The organism is Qipengyuania sp. SM2507 (genome assembly GCF_053714505.1).
Window position 1 is genome coordinate 1678123 of sequence record NZ_CM132307.1, and the last position, 17694, is coordinate 1695816.

Annotated in this window: 17 protein-coding genes; 10 read left to right on the top strand and 7 right to left on the bottom strand. The window is 65.7% G+C overall.

From position 1 onward, the window contains the following. Nucleotides 1–16 precede the first annotated feature (16 nt). From ACWIKC_RS08165 to ACWIKC_RS08180, 4 genes are all read left to right on the top strand, one after another. A complete protein-coding gene (locus tag ACWIKC_RS08165) occupies nucleotides 17–565 on the top strand; it encodes a DUF1285 domain-containing protein (RefSeq protein WP_454597014.1) in 549 nt (182 codons plus the stop codon). After that, nucleotides 562–1167, top strand: a complete 606-nt coding sequence (locus ACWIKC_RS08170; RefSeq protein WP_454597015.1) for a CoA pyrophosphatase — start codon at nucleotides 562–564, stop codon at nucleotides 1165–1167. Before ACWIKC_RS08165 ends, ACWIKC_RS08170 begins: the two co-directional genes overlap by 4 nt. After that, on the top strand, nucleotides 1164–2339 hold the full coding sequence (locus ACWIKC_RS08175; protein ID WP_454597016.1) for a CCA tRNA nucleotidyltransferase: 1176 nt from the start codon (nucleotides 1164–1166) through the stop codon (nucleotides 2337–2339). Before ACWIKC_RS08170 ends, ACWIKC_RS08175 begins: the two co-directional genes overlap by 4 nt. Nucleotides 2340–2554: 215 nt before the next feature. Beyond that, nucleotides 2555–3088, top strand: coding sequence for a hypothetical protein (locus ACWIKC_RS08180; protein ID WP_454597017.1), 534 nt, complete (start codon nucleotides 2555–2557; stop codon nucleotides 3086–3088). Between the two features lie 128 nt (nucleotides 3089–3216). Here ACWIKC_RS08180 and parC read toward each other — a convergent pair whose 3' ends face one another. Further along, nucleotides 3217–5508 (bottom strand): DNA topoisomerase IV subunit A, encoded by a 2292-nt coding sequence (parC, locus tag ACWIKC_RS08185; protein WP_454597018.1) that lies wholly within the window; start codon nucleotides 5506–5508, stop codon nucleotides 3217–3219. 224 nt (nucleotides 5509–5732) lie between these two features. Between parC and ACWIKC_RS08190 the strand changes: the two genes are divergently transcribed. After that, nucleotides 5733–6290 (top strand): type 1 glutamine amidotransferase domain-containing protein, encoded by a 558-nt coding sequence (locus ACWIKC_RS08190; RefSeq protein WP_454597019.1) that lies wholly within the window; start codon nucleotides 5733–5735, stop codon nucleotides 6288–6290. 108 nt (nucleotides 6291–6398) lie between these two features. Here the strand turns inward: ACWIKC_RS08190 and ACWIKC_RS08195 are convergent, their stop codons facing one another. From ACWIKC_RS08195 to ACWIKC_RS08210, 4 genes are all read right to left on the bottom strand, one after another. Beyond that, a complete protein-coding gene (locus ACWIKC_RS08195; RefSeq protein ID WP_454597020.1) occupies nucleotides 6399–7931 on the bottom strand; it encodes an amidase in 1533 nt (510 codons plus the stop codon). 74 nt (nucleotides 7932–8005) lie between these two features. Beyond that, nucleotides 8006–8341, bottom strand: coding sequence for a 2Fe-2S iron-sulfur cluster-binding protein (locus ACWIKC_RS08200; RefSeq protein ID WP_454597021.1), 336 nt, complete (start codon nucleotides 8339–8341; stop codon nucleotides 8006–8008). Further along, entirely contained in the window at nucleotides 8338–9423 is a 1086-nt protein-coding gene (locus ACWIKC_RS08205; protein ID WP_454597022.1) for a cysteine desulfurase family protein, read from the bottom strand. Before ACWIKC_RS08205 ends, ACWIKC_RS08200 begins: the two co-directional genes overlap by 4 nt. Nucleotides 9424–9548: 125 nt before the next feature. Then, a complete protein-coding gene (locus tag ACWIKC_RS08210) occupies nucleotides 9549–10628 on the bottom strand; it encodes a cysteine desulfurase family protein (RefSeq protein WP_454597023.1) in 1080 nt (359 codons plus the stop codon). Between the two features lie 93 nt (nucleotides 10629–10721). On the opposite strand from ACWIKC_RS08210, the gene ACWIKC_RS08215 reads away from it, so the two are divergent. Continuing rightward, on the top strand, nucleotides 10722–11378 hold the full coding sequence (locus tag ACWIKC_RS08215) for an alpha/beta hydrolase (RefSeq protein WP_305929072.1): 657 nt from the start codon (nucleotides 10722–10724) through the stop codon (nucleotides 11376–11378). 198 nt (nucleotides 11379–11576) lie between these two features. Next, nucleotides 11577–12272 (top strand): TonB family protein, encoded by a 696-nt coding sequence (locus tag ACWIKC_RS08220; protein WP_454597024.1) that lies wholly within the window; start codon nucleotides 11577–11579, stop codon nucleotides 12270–12272. A 12-nt stretch (nucleotides 12273–12284) separates the two neighbouring features. On the opposite strand, the gene ACWIKC_RS08225 is transcribed toward ACWIKC_RS08220, so the two are convergent. Continuing rightward, complete coding sequence (locus tag ACWIKC_RS08225) at nucleotides 12285–12494, bottom strand: hypothetical protein (RefSeq protein WP_454597025.1); 210 nt, start codon at nucleotides 12492–12494, stop codon at nucleotides 12285–12287. A 66-nt stretch (nucleotides 12495–12560) separates the two neighbouring features. On the opposite strand from ACWIKC_RS08225, the gene ACWIKC_RS08230 reads away from it, so the two are divergent. Together ACWIKC_RS08230 and ACWIKC_RS08235 are read left to right on the top strand one after the other, a co-directional pair. Further along, nucleotides 12561–13025, top strand: a complete 465-nt coding sequence (locus tag ACWIKC_RS08230; protein ID WP_454597026.1) for a DUF3597 domain-containing protein — start codon at nucleotides 12561–12563, stop codon at nucleotides 13023–13025. Between the two features lie 50 nt (nucleotides 13026–13075). Beyond that, on the top strand, nucleotides 13076–14938 hold the full coding sequence (locus tag ACWIKC_RS08235; protein ID WP_454597027.1) for a DUF885 domain-containing protein: 1863 nt from the start codon (nucleotides 13076–13078) through the stop codon (nucleotides 14936–14938). Nucleotides 14939–15101: 163 nt separating this feature from the next. On the opposite strand, the gene ACWIKC_RS08240 is transcribed toward ACWIKC_RS08235, so the two are convergent. After that, entirely contained in the window at nucleotides 15102–16706 is a 1605-nt protein-coding gene (locus ACWIKC_RS08240) for a phosphoenolpyruvate carboxykinase (protein WP_454597028.1), read from the bottom strand. A gap of 190 nt (nucleotides 16707–16896) precedes the next feature. Between ACWIKC_RS08240 and ACWIKC_RS08245 the strand changes: the two genes are divergently transcribed. Beyond that, the gene (locus ACWIKC_RS08245) at nucleotides 16897–17691 is read left to right on the top strand and encodes a response regulator transcription factor (protein WP_454597029.1); all 795 of its coding nucleotides are present in this window, start codon (nucleotides 16897–16899) and stop codon (nucleotides 17689–17691) included. Nucleotides 17692–17694 lie beyond the last annotated feature (3 nt).

The following is a 17694-nucleotide window of genomic DNA, read 5'->3' on the forward strand; positions in this document are numbered from 1 at the left end:
CATAAAAGCAGTCACCATGCCCTACCAACCGCCCCCTGAACTCGCCTCGCTCGACCTCGCGCAGATCGCCGAACAGGTGGCGCTGCGCAAACTTCCTCCCGTCGAGGAATGGAATCCCGCGAATGAGGGCGACAGCGACATGCGCATCGCCGCCGAAGGCACCTGGTATCATGATGGCGGCAAGATCCGGCGCCAGGCGATGGTGCGCGCTTTCGCCGGACTGCTGACCCGCGACGCAGCGGGCGATTACTGGCTCGTCACCCCGGTGCAGAAGCTCTCGATCGAGGTCGAGGATGCCGCTTTCATCGCTACCGACTGCCGCCTGGTCGATGACGGGATTGCGCTGCGGCTCAACACAGACGAACTGGTGATCGTCGGACCCGACCATGCTCTGCGCGCCGAGGGGGACCACGATGCGCCCGCGATTTACTGCCACGTCCGGCGCGGCTGCGAAGCGCGGCTCAACCGCTCAACCTATGAGCAATTGGCGCAGATCGCGCTCGCGCGCGGCGACGACTGGACCGTGACCAGCCAGGGCGAAACCTACTCCTTGCTGCCTGCATGAGCGCGCTGTTCGACCGCCTGCAGGCCCTGTTCGAATACGGGCATGCGCAAGAGTTTGGCGATCTCATGTCCGATGCCCGCTTCGCCGATGCGCGGCGCACCGCCGATGCCGCGGTGCTGATCGCGGTGACCGATCGCGCGGACGAACCCAGCGTGCTCCTCACCCAGCGCCCCACCACGATGCGCGACCATCCCGGGCAGGTCGCCTTTCCCGGTGGCAAGCTGGAACCGGGCGAGGACGCCGTGGCCGCCGCCTTGCGTGAGGCGCAGGAAGAGCTGGCGCTCGATCCGCAGGCGGTGCGGCTGATCGGCACAACAGACCGCTACCAGACCGGAACCGGCTTCGACATCACCCCGGTGCTCGGGGTCATCCCGCCCGACCTGCCGCTGATGGCGTGCGAACGCGAGGTCGAAAGCTGGTTCGAGGCGCCGCTGTCTTTGCTCATGGATGACCGCAACTGGCGGCGCAATTCGGTGTTCTGGAAGGGCGCGCAGCGCGAGTATCTCGAAATCGAGCATGGCGGCTATCGCATCTGGGGGGTGACCGCGGCGATCTGCTACAATCTCTCGCGCCGACTGGCTTGGATGGGGACGGAGCGATGAGGACATTGCCCGAAACGGACTGGACGCGGCGCGAGGACCTTGCCGGCCTGGTGGCGGCGCTGGGGATGGAAAACCTGCGCTGGGTCGGGGGCGCGGTGCGCGACACGCTGCTCGGCGGGACCGGCAAGGACATCGACGCCGCGACCACACATCGCCCCGAAAGGGTAATCGAACTGTGCCGCGAGGCGGGCATTCGCACCGTGCCGACCGGGATCGATCACGGAACGGTCACCGCGCTACTCGAACAGGGCCCGGTCGAGGTCACGACGCTGCGCCACGACGTCTCGTCCGATGGTCGCCGCGCGACGGTGGCCTTTACCGAGGATTGGCGCGAGGATGCGGCGCGGCGCGATTTCACGATCAACGCGCTTTATGTGCATCCCGAGACGCTGGAGATCGCGGATTATTTCGGCGGGCTTGACGATTTGGCGGCGCGGAGGGTGCGCTTCATCGGCGATGCCTCGCAGCGCATCCGCGAGGATCATTTGCGGATCCTGCGCTATTTCCGCTTTCAGGCGCGCTTCGGCGACGAATTGGACGAAGAGGCGATCGCCGCTTGCCGCGGTCTCGCCGGCACGCTCAAGGAGTTGAGCCGCGAACGGGTGGCGATGGAACTGCTCGCGATACTCGGCCTGCCCAACCCCGGCCCAACAGTCGTGCTGATGGAGGATTGCCGCGTGCTCGAGGCGATCTTGCCCGAGGCGCGCGCCAACGAGCGCGCCTGTCTGACAGCACTGATCGCGCATGAACGGGCTGAGAGCGCGGCGCCCGACCCCATCCGCCGCCTCGCGGCGCTGATCCCGCCGATCCGCTCGCTAGCGGAAACGGTGGCGGTGCGCCTGCGGCTGTCGCGCGCGCAGCGATCTCGGCTGGTCTGCGCGGCAGAGCGCGGGGCAGAGGATGCCACCGAACCCCGCGCGCTTGCCTATCGTGAAGGGCTTCCCTGCACGCGAGACAGGTTGTTACTTGCGGGCAATTCGATCGGCGAACTCGAGGATTGGGAGGCCCCCCACTTCCCGCTCAAGGGCGGCCAGATCATCGCGCGCGGCGTGGACGCTGGACCCGAGGTCGCGCGCATTATGCAGGCGATTGAACAGCGCTGGGTCGAGGAAGGTTTCCCCGGCCCCGAGCGGATCGACGCCCTGCTCGAGGCCGAACTGGACGCGCGCTGAGGCTTCAGCCGAGCTTAAGGCAACCTTCCGTAAACGTAACTCCGGCGGTTGCCTTTACCGGTAATCCGCTTATCACAAACCCGCTCCTTTGCTCGGAGTATCGCGGCCCCGCCCGGGCTTCAGTCCGCGGGCCGTATCGCCAGCTTTGTCGCTTCCCGCGCGCCGCGATGGCGCTGCGGGGATCGGTGTGTCCAACCTGATCGGGAGATCCTTCAATGAAATTCGTCAAACTCGCCGCCGCCGCTCTCGCCCTCTCCGCCGCTCCGGCGCTGGCGCAGACCGGGGCCGCCAACGAGCAGGTCGCAGCGGGCGCCACCGTTTCCGGCCCTGAGGGCAATCAGGTCGGCACAATCGTCTCGGTCGAAAGCGGTCAGACCGTGCTCGATACCGGCAAGCACAAGGTTCCGCTGGCGGTCGACATGTATGGCAAGGGCGAAACCGGCCCGACCATCACCGTCTCCAAGGCGCAGCTCGACGCGATGATCGATGCCCAGCTCGCCGAGGCCGCTGCCGCGCGCGATGCCGCGCTGGTTGCCGGCGCCGCCGTAACCGCTGCCGACGGCCAGCCACTGGGCACCGTTTCCGAAGTCGAGGGCGATCGCGTCGTGGTTGCGCGTGGCGGCGACGACACCGATCTGGTCACGCTGCAGCGTGAATATTTCGACGCTGGCGAAACGGGCCTCACCGCCCGGCTCACCACGGCGCAGATCGAGGAAGCGCTCGCCGCCGTAACGGGCGCCGCTGAGTAATCTGTTCAGCTTTTTGCAGAGCGAACAATTCGAACGAAAAGAGGGCCGGGTGCGTCGAAACGCTCCCGGCCCTTTTCGTTCGTAGCTGTTGACCTGCTTGCGGGCGGAGCGCTGCTACCCGCCGCTGATCACCCGAAGCTGTTGTCGCGCGGGAAGCCCTGCGGCGGCATCCGCCCGGCCCCGCCGCGCGCGACCTTCCATTGCCACATCTCGGGCTCGGTGCGGGTGCGACCGCTCTCCCCTCCCATCGCCCAGCTGAGGCCCTCCTCGAGCCGGAAGGTGCGCGCATCGGCCATCCCGCCATCGCGATAGCGCTGCAGCTGGACGCCCTGCCCGCGCGTCATGTCGGGCAGTTCCTCGAGGTTGAAGACCACCAGCTTGCGGTTGTCGCCGACTACTGCGACATGATCGTCGGTGCTGGCGATAGGGCGGACCACCGCGAGCTTGGCATCGCCCTTGAGATTGACCACCTGGCGACCCTTGCGGGTCTCGGCGAGCAGGTCGCCGGTCGCGGCGGCGAAGCCTTTGCCCGTGCTCGCGGCAAGCAACAGCCGCTGCTCGGGAGAATGCAGCACCATGGCGACGATCTGCGCCTCGGCGTCGATGTCGAGCGTGTTGCGCAAAGGTTCGCCGAAACCGCGCGCGCCGGGCAATTTGTCCGCCCCCAGCGTGAAGAACCGCCCGTTGTCCGCGGCGAGCAGCAGCTTGTCGGTGGTCTGCGCATGGACCGCGAAGGCCGGGCCGTCGCCCTCCTTGAACTTGAACTCTTGATCGAGCGGGACATGCCCGCGCGCGCCGCGCACCCAGCCGCGCTGCGAGAGGATGACCGTGATCGGCTCCTTCTCGATCATCGCATCCATGCTGAATTCGACCGTCGGCGCGGCTTCCTCGATGCTGGTGCGACGGCGCCCGAGCGCGGTATCGGGACCGTATTCCTTGCGCAGGTCGGTCAGTTCGCGCTTGAGCCGCGTGCGCTGGCGCGCAGGCGCTGCGAGCAGCTTGTCGAGCTCTTCCTTTTCCTTGAGCAGCGTGTCCTTTTCCTGGCGCAGCTGCATTTCCTCCAGCCGCCGCAGCGAGCGCAGCCGCATGTTGAGGATCGCCTCGGCCTGCCGGTCGGTCAGGCCGAACTCCGCCATCATCAAAGGCTTGGGCTCGTCCTCGGTGCGGATGATCTCGATCACCCGGTCGAGATTGAGGAAGGCGATTATATAGCCTTCGACCAGCTCCAGCCGCCGAGCGATCTGCTCGAGCCGGTGCAGGCTGCGGCGCTGGAGGATATCGATCTGGCTGGCGACCCAATGGCCCAGCAGTTCCTTCAGCCCCATCACCATCGGCGTACGGGTGGCGTCGAGGACGTTGAGATTGAGCCCGAAGCGGGTCTCGAGATCGGTCAGCTTGTAGAGCGATTCCTTGAGCAGTTCGGGATCGACATTGCGGCTGCGCGGCACCAGCACCAGCCGGATCTGTTCGTCGCTCTCGTCGCGGACATCCTCGAGAATCGGCAGCTTGCGGTCGGCGATCGCCTGCGCGATCTGTTCGATCAGCTTGCCCTTCTGGACCTGGTAGGGAATTTCGCTGACCACCAGCTGCCACTGGCCCCCTCCCAGCCGCTCGATCCCGGCCTCGCGATCCGCGGGCTTCTCGGCTTCGGCGGCGTGGAACCGCCCGCGCACGCGGAAACTGCCGCGCCCGGTCTCATAGGCCTGCGCAATCACCTCCGGCCCGTCGACCACCAGCCCGCCGGTGGCGAAGTCGGGCCCGTGGAACAGCTCCATCAGCCGCGCGTGCTCGACATGCGGGTTGTCGATCAGCTCGAGCGTGGCATCCACAACCTCGGCGACATTGTGGCTGGGGATATTGGTCGCCATCCCGACCGCGATCCCGCTCGAGCCGTTGGCGAGCAGGTTCGGGAACAGGCCCGGGAATATCTCCGGCTCCTGCTCCTCGCCATTGTAGGTCGGAACGAAATCGACCGTGCCTTCGTCGAGACCCTCCATCAACCGCACCGCAGTTCGGGTCATCCGGGCTTCGGTGTAGCGATAGGCAGCGGCGTTATCGCCGTCGATATTGCCGAAATTGCCCTGCCCCTCGACCAGCGGATAGCGCAGCGCGAAGTCCTGCGCGAGCCGGACCATGGCATCGTAGACGCTGGCATCGCCATGCGGGTGGTATTTGCCGATCACGTCGCCGACCACGCGCGCGCTTTTCTTGAAGGCGTCGGTGGGGTTGAGCTTCAGCTGCCGCATCGCCCACAGCAGGCGGCGGTGGACCGGTTTCAGCCCGTCGCGCAAATCGGGCAGCGAGCGCGCGGTGATGGTCGAAAGCGCATAGACCAGATAGCGCTCGGACAATGCGGCATCGAATGGGGTATCGACGATTGCGTCGATAGGATCGGGTACGGTCGTGTCGGTCTTGGGCATCTATATTCCTACCCGCTCATCCGCTGAAGCACCCAATGCCGGTGGCCGTGGGACGGTGTCGGAGCACGAGGGCGACGCCGGTTCGGCGGTGTCACGGTTCCGGTGGGATGGGCGGAAATGATTCCAGTCGTCCCGCCCTATCACCGCCACGCCTCGGCTACCAATGGGGAACGGCAAGCTTTCCCCATACGTTGGTAGGGCAACAGGAAATCAAGGAGTTACCCATGACCAAGCACGTAATGATCCTCGCCACCAACGGCTTCGAACAGTCCGAACTGCTGGTGCCCAAAGCCAATCTCGAAAAGGCCGGCATCAAGACCACGGTCGTCAGCCTCGAAAGTGGCAAGATCAAGGGCTGGGACGGCGGCGACTGGGGCGAAAGCGTCAAAGTCGATTCGACAGTCGACAATGTAACCAGCATTGACGAATTCGACGGTCTGCTGCTCCCCGGTGGCCAGATCAATCCCGACCTGCTCCGCGTCAACGAACGCGCCGTCGCCATCGTCCGGGATTTCAACACCGCGGGCAAGCCGATCGCGGCCATCTGCCACGCACCGTGGCTGCTGATCGAAGCCGGCATAATCGAAGGCAAGACCGCGACCAGCTACCATTCGATCCGCACCGACCTCAAGAACGCCGGTGCGAAGGTGGTCGACAAGGAAGTCGCCATCGATGGCAACATCATCACCAGCCGCAACCCCGACGACATCCCCGCCTTCTCCAAGGCGCTGATCGAAGCGGTTGGCGAAAAGGTGAAGGACAACGAACTCGAAACCGCCTGATCGCAGGCCGAGAAAAGTTAAACGAAGGGCCCCCCGCAGCGATGCGGCGGGGCTTTTTGTCTTCTTGGGAAGTGCGAATGGCGGGGCCGAGGGCCCAGTCCGCAGCGTCTACTCCGCGGTTCCCTGCCCCGGAGACCAGCGCTCGTAAGTCGGCGCGAGCAAAGGAGAGGTTCGCGCCCTTTCATAGGCTGCACCGGCCGTGAGCACCGCATGGTCCGCCCATCTGGCGCCGATCATGCTCAGTCCGACCGGGAGCCCTTCGACGTGACCCATGGGCACGGTCAGATGCGGATGGCCAGCGATGGCGGCGAGGCTGCCCGCGCCGATGCCGCCAGAAAAATTGTCGCCGTTCACGAGGTCGCTGGCCCAGGCAGGCCCGGTCGTGGGCGCAATCAGGAACTGGACATCGTGCTCGCGGAGCAGGCGGTCGATGCCTTCTTCACCAGCCAGGCGGCGGCTGTTCTCGCGCGCCGCGCGATAGGCTGCCTCATCGGTCTTGGTCAGCGCGAGCTCGAACAGCTCCTGGCCAAACCAGTGCATTTCGCTTGCCGCCTGCGCCTTGTTGAACGCGACGAGATCCGCAAGACTTCCCGGCAGGCCCTCGCCGGGGAGGCTCGACAGATATTCCTCCATGCCGGTCCTCAGCTCGTAAAGCAGGACTTCGAATTCGTCCCGATACATCTCCGATTGCGGTTCGAAGGTGATTTCGACGGGGATCGCGCCGGCGCTGCGCAAATCCGCAAGCGCCTGCTCGAAGAGGCGAGTCACATCCTCGCGCTCACCAACCTGATTGCGCATCACCCCGACCCGCACGCCCGCGACCGAGGCAGTTCCGAGGCCGGAGTGGTACTCGGTCCGGCGCCGGTCGGCCCCGGCGGTGACCGCATCGGCGGGATCGCTCCCGGCAACCGCGGTCAGCAACAGGGCGACATCGGCGACGCTGCGGGCCATCGGTCCGGCGGTGTCCTGCGAATGGCTGATCGGGACGACGTGGGTTCGGCTGACCAGCCCGACGGTGGGTTTCAGCGCGACGACGCCGTTGACGCTGGCGGGGCAGGTGATCGAGCCGTCGGTCTCGGTCCCGATCGCCGCCCAAGCCAGATTGGCAGCAACCGAAGCCGCGCTGCCCGAGGACGAACCGCAGGCATTGCGGTCGATGGCGTGGGGGTTCCTGACCAGGCCGCCGATGGCGCTCCATCCGCTGGTGGAATTGTTGCTGCGGATGTTCGCCCACTCGGACAGATTCGCCTTGCCCAGCACCACGCCTCCTGCAGCCCGCAGCTTCGCGATCAAGGGGGCGTCACGACGAGTACTATTGGCTTCTAGCGCAAGACTGCCCGCGGTGGTCGGTAGTTCGCGCGTCTCGATATTGTCCTTCACCAGCACCGTGCGGCCTGCCAGCGGGAGGCCTGCCCGTTCAGCCGCGGCAGCTTCGACCGGCGCGTTCGGGTTGGTGGAGATCACCGCATTCAGCTGCGGCCCGGCATCATCCAAGCTTGCGATCCGCTGCAGATAGAACGCGGCCTGCTCTGCGGCGTTTCGCTCGGTATGCGGCGCAGCCGCGATAGGCTCCGACGGCGAGGCGCCGACGCAAGCCGAGATTGGGAGGGCAAGGGCGACGGCTAGCAGGTGTTTGCGCATAAATCCTGATGCCGCAGCTTACGGAGAGGCGCAAGGCCCTACCCGATCAGGCGCGCAATCCGCCCAAAGCGCCATCAAAACCGCCGTGCGTCGTGGCTGTCGGCGGGGACCGATACGCTCAATCCGTCAAGGCTTTCGTCGAGCAGTATCTGGCAAGCGAGGCGGCTGGTGCGGCGCACGCCGGCGGCGAGGTCGAGCATGTCTTCCTCGTCCTCGCTCGCTGGCGGTAGCTTCGCGAACCACTCGGGGTCGATCACGACATGGCAGGTCGAGCAGGCCATCTGGCCTTCGCAGGTGCCTTCCAAAGGCATGCCCGCGCCCTGCGCCATCGCGAGCAAGCTGTCGCCCGGTTCACCGGTTGCCTCGACGCGCTCGTCGCGCGCGGTGGTGAAGCTGACGCGAACGCTCACAACCCCTGCGCTTTTGCCGCGGCGTTGATCTTGTCCGCCGCCTGCTCGATCTCTTCCAACGTGGTGTAGCGCCCCCAACCTAACCGGATCGAACTCTTGGCCTGCTTGCCCGAAAGCCCGATCGCCTCGAGCACATGGCTGGTGCGGCCCGAGCCGCTGGCGCAGGCGGAACCGGCGGAGAACATCACGTCGCGCACCTCGCTCATCAGCCGGTTCACATCCAGACCCTTACGACGGATGTTCATATTGCCGTGCCAGCGCGCTTCCTCGCTACCGTTGAGCTTCCAGTCCGCGAAAAGATCGCGCGCGCGGTGCCAGAGCTTTTCGACATGCTCGGCATCGATCGCCATCTGCTCCTTCGCCAGCAGCGCCGCGGCACCGAACCCCGCGATGAGCGCGGGGCTGAGCGTGCCTGAGCGGATGCCGAATTCCTGCCCGCCGCCGGTCTGCACCTCGGCGAGCTCGAGGCCGTCGCGAACCCACAGCGCGCCCACGCCTTTGGGCCCGTGCATCTTGTGCGCGCTCACCGCGATCATGTCCGCAGCGGTCAGCTCGATCTTGCCATAGGCCTGCACCGCATCGCACAGGTAAAGCGCGTTGGCGCCCTTGGCCTTGCGGTGCCAGTCGATGGTAGGCTGGATCGTGCCGATCTCGTTGTTGACCTGCATCACGCAGACCAGCCGCGTGTCGGCGGGAAGGTCCTGCTTGGTGTTGCACTGGCCGTTCTTGGCGACGTTGAGCTCGTGGCAGGTACCCATGCTGCGCGCGGTGTCGAGCACAGCGGCGTGTTCGATCGCCGAGACCGAGACGGTGCGGCGATCGTCGTGACCCGCAGTGCCGCGGATGGCGAGATTGATCGCCTCGGTCGCGCCCGAGGTGAAGATCACCTTGCCCCCGGCGGGGAACAGCGCCGCGACCCGGTCGCGCGCCAAGGAAATGGCGGCAGCGGCCTCGCGACCCATGCGGTGTGGCGAATGCGGATTGCCGAACCCGCTGCCTCCGGGCCCGTCGAGCCAGCGCATCATTTCGTCGCGCGCGTCGAGAGCGAGTGGGGTGGTCGCCTGATAGTCGAGATAGATCATGTCGGGAGCGACCCTAACGCCTCGCGCGGGGCTTGTCGAAGTGCTGTTTTGGGCGGCGGTCGGTTCTGGGTGAAGCGCGTTCTTCGACAGGCTTAGGACCAACGGATGCCGATGTGGTGAGCGGATCAGGCTCGCTGGGCCAGTTCCCGCCAGACCTCGCAAAAGCGTTCGACCTCGGCGCTTGTGGTGGTCCAGCCCAGACTGACGCGAATGGTACGGTCGGCGATGGCGGGCCCGAGCTGCATCGCCTCGAGGACATGGCTGCGCTTGAGGCTGCCGCTCGAGCAAGCGCTGCCCTGCGAGACGGCGATCCCCGCCATATCAAAACGCATCAGCTGCGCGCTGCCGCTCATGCCCGGCATGGCGATGGCGTGGATATAGGGCGTCGGCGCAGCCAGTAGGTCCGCCAGCCAGGTGCCGCCCATGCTGCGGCAATCCTCGGCCAAAGCTTCAAAGGGTTCGAGCACCGAAGGGTCACAATAGGGGCTGCCGCAGGCTTCGAGTGCCGCCGCCATCGCAAGCACGCCGGGGAGGTTCTCGGTTCCCCGGCGATAGCCGCGCTCGTGCCCGCCACCGGGTCTGAGCAGAGCGAAATTCTTCACCAGCAGCGCGCCCACGCCGACCGGTCCGCCGAATTTGTGCGCCGAGATGATCGCCATGTCGCAATCGGGGAGCGCGAACTTGCCCGCGCCCTGCGCGCAATCGGCAAGCAGCACGCCACCTGCCTCTCGAACGATCGCGCCAATCGTGGCGAGGTCCTGCCACTGGCCGGTCTCCGAATTGATCTGCTGCACCCCCACCAGCGGCCGCTCGCGGCGGATCGCCTCCTGCAGCACTTCGAGGTCGAGCGCGCCATCCGGCCGCACCGGGAGCCGTTCGGCGTCTGGCGCAGCGCCGAGGATCGCATCATGCTCGGTGGCGGAGACCAACCGCGCACCGGCCTGCGCGCTGCCCAGTGCCAGCTGCGCGGCCTCGCTCGCACCCGAGGTGAGAATGATCTCGCCATCCCAATCCAGCGCCGCCGCAATCCGCGCGCGCGCATCCTCCAGCGCGGCCTTGGCCTTGCGCCCTTCGGCATGCGGACTGCTCGGGTTGGCCCACAGCCGCAAGCCTTCCTCCAGCGCGGCAAGCGCTTCGGGGCGGATCGGCGTGGTGGCAGCGTGATCGAGATAGATGCGTTCGGCGATGGGACAGCCTCTAAACAATTGCGAATTGCGACGGAAAGCCTATATAGGCCGCGACCTCTCGCGCGCCACCACCGGCAGCGCGGGCCAACCATCTCGCTAGGTACTCCAACCATGCCGACCGTCATCTTCCCCGGCCCCGAGGGCCGTCTCGAAGGCCGTTTTTCGCCTGCGCCGCGTCCGCGCGCGCCGGTCGCTATGATCCTGCATCCGCACCCCCAGGGCGGCGGGACGATGAACGAGCAGATCACGCAGAAGCTCTACAAGAACTTCGTTGATCGCGGCTTTGCCACTTTGCGGTTCAATTTCCGTGGTGTCGGTCGCAGCCAGGGCAGCTTCGACAATGGTGTGGGCGAGCTGTCCGATGCCGCCTCCGCGCTCGACTGGGTGCAGTCGATCCACCCTGAGGCGCAGACGACCTGGGTCGCAGGGGTAAGCTTCGGATCGCTGATCGGCATGCAATTGCTGATGCGCCGCCCCGAAGTGCGCGGCTGGATTTCGATCGGCGCGCCGGCGAGCATGTACGACTTCTCGTTCCTCGCCCCCTGCCCGGCGAGCGGGATATTCATCCACGGTGCGCAGGATACGGTGGTGCAACCCAATGCGGTGACCAAGCTGGTCGAGAAGCTGCGCACGCAGAAGCACATCACCGTGCATCACGAGGAAATCCCGCGCGCCAACCACTTCTTCGAGAACGAGCAGGACGAGCTGATGGCCTCGGTCGACAATTATCTCGACTTCCGGCTCGATCCCTCCTGCCCGATCAAGTGAGCCGGGCCAAGGGCCCAAGCTAGACGGATTTCCAGACCTGCGAATACCGCCATGTCGCTGGCAAGCGACGCGGCGAACCCGTTGCATCGGGCAACGCGAAACTTCTTGCAGAGGTTGTTATGTTGTAACATTATCTTTAGGCAGGCCGCCCGGCTTCTTTCGTCGCACAGGCGGTCGCAAGAGAGAGAGGACTGACCTATGGCCTATGCCGACCAGACCCGCCGCCCGTCCCCCGCCAGCATGATCGCCGTCGTCGCGGTCCACGCCGCGATCGGCACCGCGCTGATCACCGGCCTGTCGTTCACCGGGGTGCTGACGCCGCCACCCAAACCTCTCACCGGTGCGCAGATCGAACTGCCCAAACCGCCACCGCCCGAGCCCTCGCCCGAGCCGCAACCCGAACCCCGTCCGCAGGCCCGCGACCCGGTCGATCCAATTGTCGCACCCAAACCGCCGCTCTCATTCGCGAAGCCGGCGTCGCCATTCGAGACCACCGAAATCATCATCCCGCGCGGCCCCATCATCCGGCTACCGGGTTCCGACCTGCCCGCAGCTCCAGCACCGCAGCCGACCACTCCCTCGACCACAAACGGGGTCACTCCACTGGCGGCGCGCCCGCGCAACGATCCCGGGCGGTGGATCACGACAAACGATTATCGCTCGACCTGGATCGCACGCGAACTGACCGGGACCGCCCGGTTCCGGCTGGCGATCGCCCATGATGGCCGCGTCACCGAATGCACGATCACCGGATCGACCGGCCACACGGCGCTCGACACGGCGACCTGCCGCCTGCTCGAACAGCGCGCGCGCTTCGAGCCTGCGCGCAATTCCAGCGGCGACGCGGTCGCGAGCAGCTACACCAGCGCGGTCAGCTGGGAACTGCCCGACTGATACCTGCTGCGATTACTGGTCCGCGTCCCGCTCGATCCGGTCGAGCGGGGCCGTTCCGCCTTCGTCGGGAACGGTCCAGATCGCCACATTGAGCAGCGCGACGGCGACCAGCACCAGCATCAGCACCGCCTGTTTGCGATGGTCGCGCTTCCAGGCGAGCCAGGCGCCCCCGAGCAGGGCGATAGCGGCGAGAACGGTGATCGAGAGTGCGAGATCGAGCATGATCCGCCTCTTGGCAGCGCGACCGGCGCGACGAAAGCCTGTTTTGCAAGGAACAGCCCGCGCCCGATGCCGTTCAAACCTGACAGGCGCATCATCGCGATGCGCGACAATCGGAGCGCAAATTTCATGGGTATCTTCAGTTCGATCAAGGATGCGATTTTCGGGACCGAGCCCGAAACGGCGAAGAATCGGCCCCCGCGCGACCCGGCCAGCCCGATGCCCCCTCCCGCGGCCACCTCACCAGGCGCCGCGAGCATCGAAGAGCCCAAGCCCGAGGCCGAGCGCGCTGCGGGCGACAGGATCGATGTCGAGAACAATCTCGATTCGATGCCGGGTTCGGACCGCCTCAACTGGCGGACCTCGATTGTCGATCTGCTCAAGCTCATCAATGTCGATTCCGACTACGAGAGCCGCAAGGCGCTTGCCGATGAACTCGGGCTGGAAGATTACACGGGCAGCACGGAGGACAATCTGTGGCTACACCGGCGCACGATGCGCGCTAGCCGAGAGTGGCGGTACGGTTCCGCCTGAATATATCGATTGATTTGACAGGATAATGCCGGGCGCGCACACCGCCCGGCATGATCCAGAGCAACTTTGCCCTCACCCGCCGCCAAGCCCTCGCCGGGCTTGGCGCGACCACCGCCCTCACGCTCGGCGGTTGCACCTCCGTCGGGCGTCCCACAGGTATTGCGCAGGCTCAGGCCATCGGTGCTGAACGCCTGCTCGAAGTGGTGGCCTACAATTTGCTCGAACACGAACCCGAGCGGGCCACCTCGCTTGGCGTCGACACCGGGCGCTATGCGGAATTGCGCGCGCGGCTGGAGGATCAGTCGCAGACCGGGCAGGACCTCTACGCCGCCACGCTGCGTCGCGATCTCGAACGGGTCCGCATGGTCCCGCGCGAAGAGCTCGATCCCGATCTGGTGACGAGTCTCGATGTCGTCGAGAGCGCTTATTCCACTGCGCTCGATGGGTTCGCCCTGCCCTATGGCGATGTCGCGGTCGGCAGCTGGCGCAACGCCCCCTATGTCGTGATCCAGAACGTGGGCACCTATCTCGACATGCCGCGCTTCCTCGACAGCAGTCACCCGCTCGAGGATGGCAGCGATGCCGATGCCTATATGGAACGTCTCGAAGCCCTCCCCAGCGTGCTCGATGGCGAACTGGAGCGGATGCAGTCGGCGCGCGGCATGGGCGTGGTCCCGCCGGCCTTCCTGATCGACAAGGCGCTCGAGCAGATGCAGAGCACGATCGCCAGCGCGCAATCGGGCGAATTGTTCGTCGCGCAATTGCGTCAGAACCTCGCCGCCAAGGGCATGCCGAGTGCCTTCGCCGCGCGCGCCGAACCGCTGGTCACCGGACCGATCGCGGAGGCGCTCACCCGCCAGCTCGCCGAGCTCGGCCTCCAGCGCGGCATGGCGGACGGCGATCCGGGGATGTGGAGCCAGCCGCGTGGCGACGAATGGTACGCCTGGGCGCTGCGCGCCAGCACCACCACCACGCAAAGCCCCGACGAGGTGCACGAGGCAGGTCTCGAGGAACTTGCGATGCTGCACGCGCGGATGGACCCGATCTTGCGCGAGATCGGCTACACCAGCGGCAGCGTGGGCGAGCGAATGCAGGCGCTGAGCCGCGATCCGCGCTACCAGTTTGCGCAAGGCGATCCCGGGCGTGCCGAAATCATGGCCTTCATCGAGGAGCGCATCGACTGGATCACCGCGCAGATGCCGCGCGCCTTCAACACGCTGGTCGATCCCAACCTCGAAGTCCGCCGCCTGCCGCTCTCGGAGGAACCCGGCGCGCCGGCCGCCTATGGCGGTGCAGGCAGCAAGGACGGGTCGATCCCGGGCCGGATGTGGATCAATCTTCGCACCACCGATCTCCACCGCAAATACGATCTCGCCGATCTGACCTATCACGAGACCATCCCCGGCCATGTCTGGGAGGGCGAATACTCCAACCGCCTGCCGCTGATCCGCTCGATCCTCGCCTTCAACGCCTTTTCCGAAGGCTGGGCGCTCTATGGCGAGCAGATCGCAGACGAACTGGGCGCTTACGACGAGTTCAAGGTCGGGCGGCTGGGCTATCTCCAGGCGCTGGCGTTCCGCGCCTGCCGGATGGTGGTCGACACCGGTCTCCACCACAAGCGCTGGACCCGCGAACAGGCGCGCAATTTCTTCGTCGAGCGCAACGGCAGCAAATACGAGGAAGTGGCCTCCGAGGTCGATCGCTATTGCAGTTGGCCGGGCCAGGCCTGCGGCTACAAGGTCGGCCATAGCGAGATCGTCCGCCAGCGCGCCCGCGCCGAGGCGGACCTGGGCTCTGCCTATGATTTCAAGGCCTTCAACGACGCGGTGGTGCTGGGCGGCAACGCGCCGCTCGACGTGCTGGCGAAGAATGTCGGGCGCTATATCCAGGCAGCATCGACGTTGCCCGGCTGAAGTCGACGCGATGCCATCGGCCGAGTGAAACTCTCTCCGGCTGCGCCAAGGCCGGATGCATCGGACAGATTTGGCCGGCGTCGCAAAAGAAAGCCCCCGCTCCGGTATCCCGGGCGGGGGTCTCCTCTCCAACCGTCGATAGGGTCAGCCCAAAGCTCTGGCCTCAGGCGGCAGCCGGGGCCGCGTCGCGTACGCCCTGGTCGACATGCTCCGCGAAAGGTTCGAAATTGTCGACGAAGAGCTGCACCAGCTTTTGCGCGGTGCGGTCGTATTCGGTCTTGTCGTCCCATGTCGTCCGCGGATCGAGGATCGAAGCGTCGAGCCCGGCCTGGTCCAGTGCGGGCACCGAGACCGGAACCTCGAAGCCGAAATTGGGATCCTTGCGGAATTCGACATCGTTGAGCGATCCGTCGAGCGCGGCGTTGAGCAGCGCGCGGGTAGCCTTGATCGGCATCCGCTTGCCGGTGCCGTATTTGCCGCCGGTCCAGCCGGTGTTGACCAGCCAGCATTGTGCCGCGCCCTCGGCGATCCGCTTCTTGAGCAGATTGCCGTAAACGCTGGGGTGGCGCGGCATGAACGGGGCGCCGAAACAGGTCGAGAAAGTTGCCTGGGGTTCGGTGACGCCGATCTCGGTCCCGGCGACCTTGGCGGTGTAGCCCGACAAGAAGTGGTACATCGCCTGATCCGGGGTCAGCCGCGCGATCGGAGGCAGCACGCCGAAGGCATCGGCTGTGAGCATGATCACGTTGGAGGGAGGCGGACCGAGGTTCTCGGCGCTGGTGTTGGGGATCGAGGACAACGGATAGGCGCCGCGGGTGTTCTCGGCGAGGCTGTTGTCGTCGAGGTCGATCTCGCCTTCCTCGTCCATCACCACGTTCTCGAGCACGGTGCCTTCCATACGCGTGGTGGCGAAGATCTCGGGCTCAGCCTCGGGGTCGAGCCGGATCATTTTGGCGTAGCAGCCGCCTTCGAAATTGAAGACCGCCGTATCCGACCAGCCGTGTTCGTCGTCGCCGATCAGCGTGCGGCTGGCGTCCGCGCTCAGCGTCGTCTTGCCTGTACCCGACAGCCCGAAGAACACCGCGGTCTTGCCGTCGGGGCCGATATTGGCCGAACAATGCATCGGCATCACGCCCTGCGGCGGGAGCAGGTAGTTGAGGATGCCGAAAACGCTTTTCTTCATTTCGCCAGCGTATTTGGTCCCCCCGATCAGGATCAGCTTCTCGGACAGGCTGACCGCGATTACGGTCTCGCCACGGCAACCGTGACGTTCGGGATCGGCGCGGAAACTCGGCAGATCGATGATAGTGTATTCCGGGACGAAGCCCTCGAGTTCCTCGACCGTCGGCCTCACCAACAAGGTGCGGATGAATTGGTTGTGCCACGCCAGTTCGTTGATAACCCGAACATTGGCGCGATACTCTGGTTGCGAACCGCCGAACAGATCGGCGACGTACAGCGTCTCCTTGCCCTTCACCTCGGCGAGGAAATCCTCTTTCAGCGCCGCAAATTGCGCGGGCGTCATCGAGGCGTTGTTGTCCCACCACACGGTTTCTTCGGTCTCGCTATCGCGGACGATGAACTTGTCCTTGGCACTGCGCCCGGTGTGCGCGCCGGTTTCGACGACCAGCGGGCCGTGCTTGGCGCGGCGCCCTTCCTTGTTCGCCAGCGCCGCTTTCGTCAGCTCCTCCGACGAGAGATTTGCGTGGATCGTCGCATCGGTGGCGATGCCCTGGTCGGCAAGCGAATGGGTAAGCGATGAAGGCACTGAAGTCTCCGAACCGGACGGGCTGCATGGAGCGGCTGGGGCACATCGGATGCGCGGGGCCACAAGCAGGTATCTAGGCAAGCCATGCCGCCGCGTCAATTTGAAGGATGTATTCACCATGAAGCGGCACGCCGAGCCGCGCTTTGCGCGCGTTGTCTTGGCGCAGCAAAGCGGATAGGCAGAGTGCGACATGGACAATGGCACGCTTCAAACCGATCTGGACAGCGCGGAGCATTCCGCCACACCGGAAACCGTGGCTCCGGTCGACGGGCGCACTGTCATCGCTCTGGTCGACGACGACCGCAACATCCTGACCACTGTCTCGATCGCGCTCCAGTCCGAAGGCTATGCCACGAGGGTCTATTCCGATGGCGAAGCGGCGCTCAAGGCCCTGCTCGACAACCCGCCCCATCTCGCCGTGTTCGACATCAAGATGCCCAAGATGGACGGGATGGAACTGCTGCGCCGGCTGCGCGAGCATTCTGCGCTGCCGGTGATTTTCCTGACCAGCAAGGATCATGAGCAGGACGAGGAAGCCGGGCTGGAACTGGGTGCCGACGATTACATCGCCAAGCCCTTCAGCCTGCGCCTGCTGCTGGCCCGCATCCGCGCAATCCTGCGCCGCAGCGATGCGGTGCTCCCCGAGGGCGCCACCCCGCCACCCGAGAGCGAACGACCCATCGAGAAAATCGAGCGCGGTCGGCTGGTGATGGACCCGGCGCGCCATCAGGTCACCTGGGACGACCGACCGGTTTCGCTGACCGTGACCGAATTCCTCATCCTCGAAGCATTGGCCCAGCGCCCCGGCGTCATCAAAAGCCGCAACCAGCTGATGGATGCCGCCTATCCCGACGATGTCTTCGTCGACGATCGCACAGTCGACAGCCACATCAAGCGGATGCGGCGAAAGTTCCGCGTGGTGGACGACGGATTCTCGGCGATCGATACGCTCTACGGTGCCGGCTATAGCTTCGCCGAAAGCTGACCT

Excerpts from the sequence above, each read along its gene's own strand:
- ACWIKC_RS08165 (WP_454597014.1), top strand. The coding sequence starts at position 17 with ATGCCCTACCAACCGCCCCCTGAACTCGCCTCGCTCGACCTCGCGCAG.
- ACWIKC_RS08170 (WP_454597015.1), top strand. The coding sequence starts at position 562 with ATGAGCGCGCTGTTCGACCGCCTGCAGGCCCTGTTCGAATACGGGCAT.
- ACWIKC_RS08175 (WP_454597016.1), top strand. The coding sequence starts at position 1,164 with ATGAGGACATTGCCCGAAACGGACTGGACGCGGCGCGAGGACCTTGCC.
- ACWIKC_RS08180 (WP_454597017.1), top strand. The coding sequence starts at position 2,555 with ATGAAATTCGTCAAACTCGCCGCCGCCGCTCTCGCCCTCTCCGCCGCT.
- parC (WP_454597018.1), bottom strand. The coding sequence starts at position 5,508 with ATGCCCAAGACCGACACGACCGTACCCGATCCTATCGACGCAATCGTC.
- ACWIKC_RS08190 (WP_454597019.1), top strand. The coding sequence starts at position 5,733 with ATGACCAAGCACGTAATGATCCTCGCCACCAACGGCTTCGAACAGTCC.
- ACWIKC_RS08195 (WP_454597020.1), bottom strand. The coding sequence starts at position 7,931 with ATGCGCAAACACCTGCTAGCCGTCGCCCTTGCCCTCCCAATCTCGGCT.
- ACWIKC_RS08205 (WP_454597022.1), bottom strand. The coding sequence starts at position 9,423 with ATGATCTATCTCGACTATCAGGCGACCACCCCACTCGCTCTCGACGCG.
- ACWIKC_RS08215 (WP_305929072.1), top strand. The coding sequence starts at position 10,722 with ATGCCGACCGTCATCTTCCCCGGCCCCGAGGGCCGTCTCGAAGGCCGT.
- ACWIKC_RS08220 (WP_454597024.1), top strand. The coding sequence starts at position 11,577 with ATGGCCTATGCCGACCAGACCCGCCGCCCGTCCCCCGCCAGCATGATC.
- ACWIKC_RS08225 (WP_454597025.1), bottom strand. The coding sequence starts at position 12,494 with ATGCTCGATCTCGCACTCTCGATCACCGTTCTCGCCGCTATCGCCCTG.
- ACWIKC_RS08230 (WP_454597026.1), top strand. The coding sequence starts at position 12,561 with ATGCCGTTCAAACCTGACAGGCGCATCATCGCGATGCGCGACAATCGG.
- ACWIKC_RS08235 (WP_454597027.1), top strand. The coding sequence starts at position 13,076 with ATGATCCAGAGCAACTTTGCCCTCACCCGCCGCCAAGCCCTCGCCGGG.
- ACWIKC_RS08245 (WP_454597029.1), top strand. The coding sequence starts at position 16,897 with ATGGACAATGGCACGCTTCAAACCGATCTGGACAGCGCGGAGCATTCC.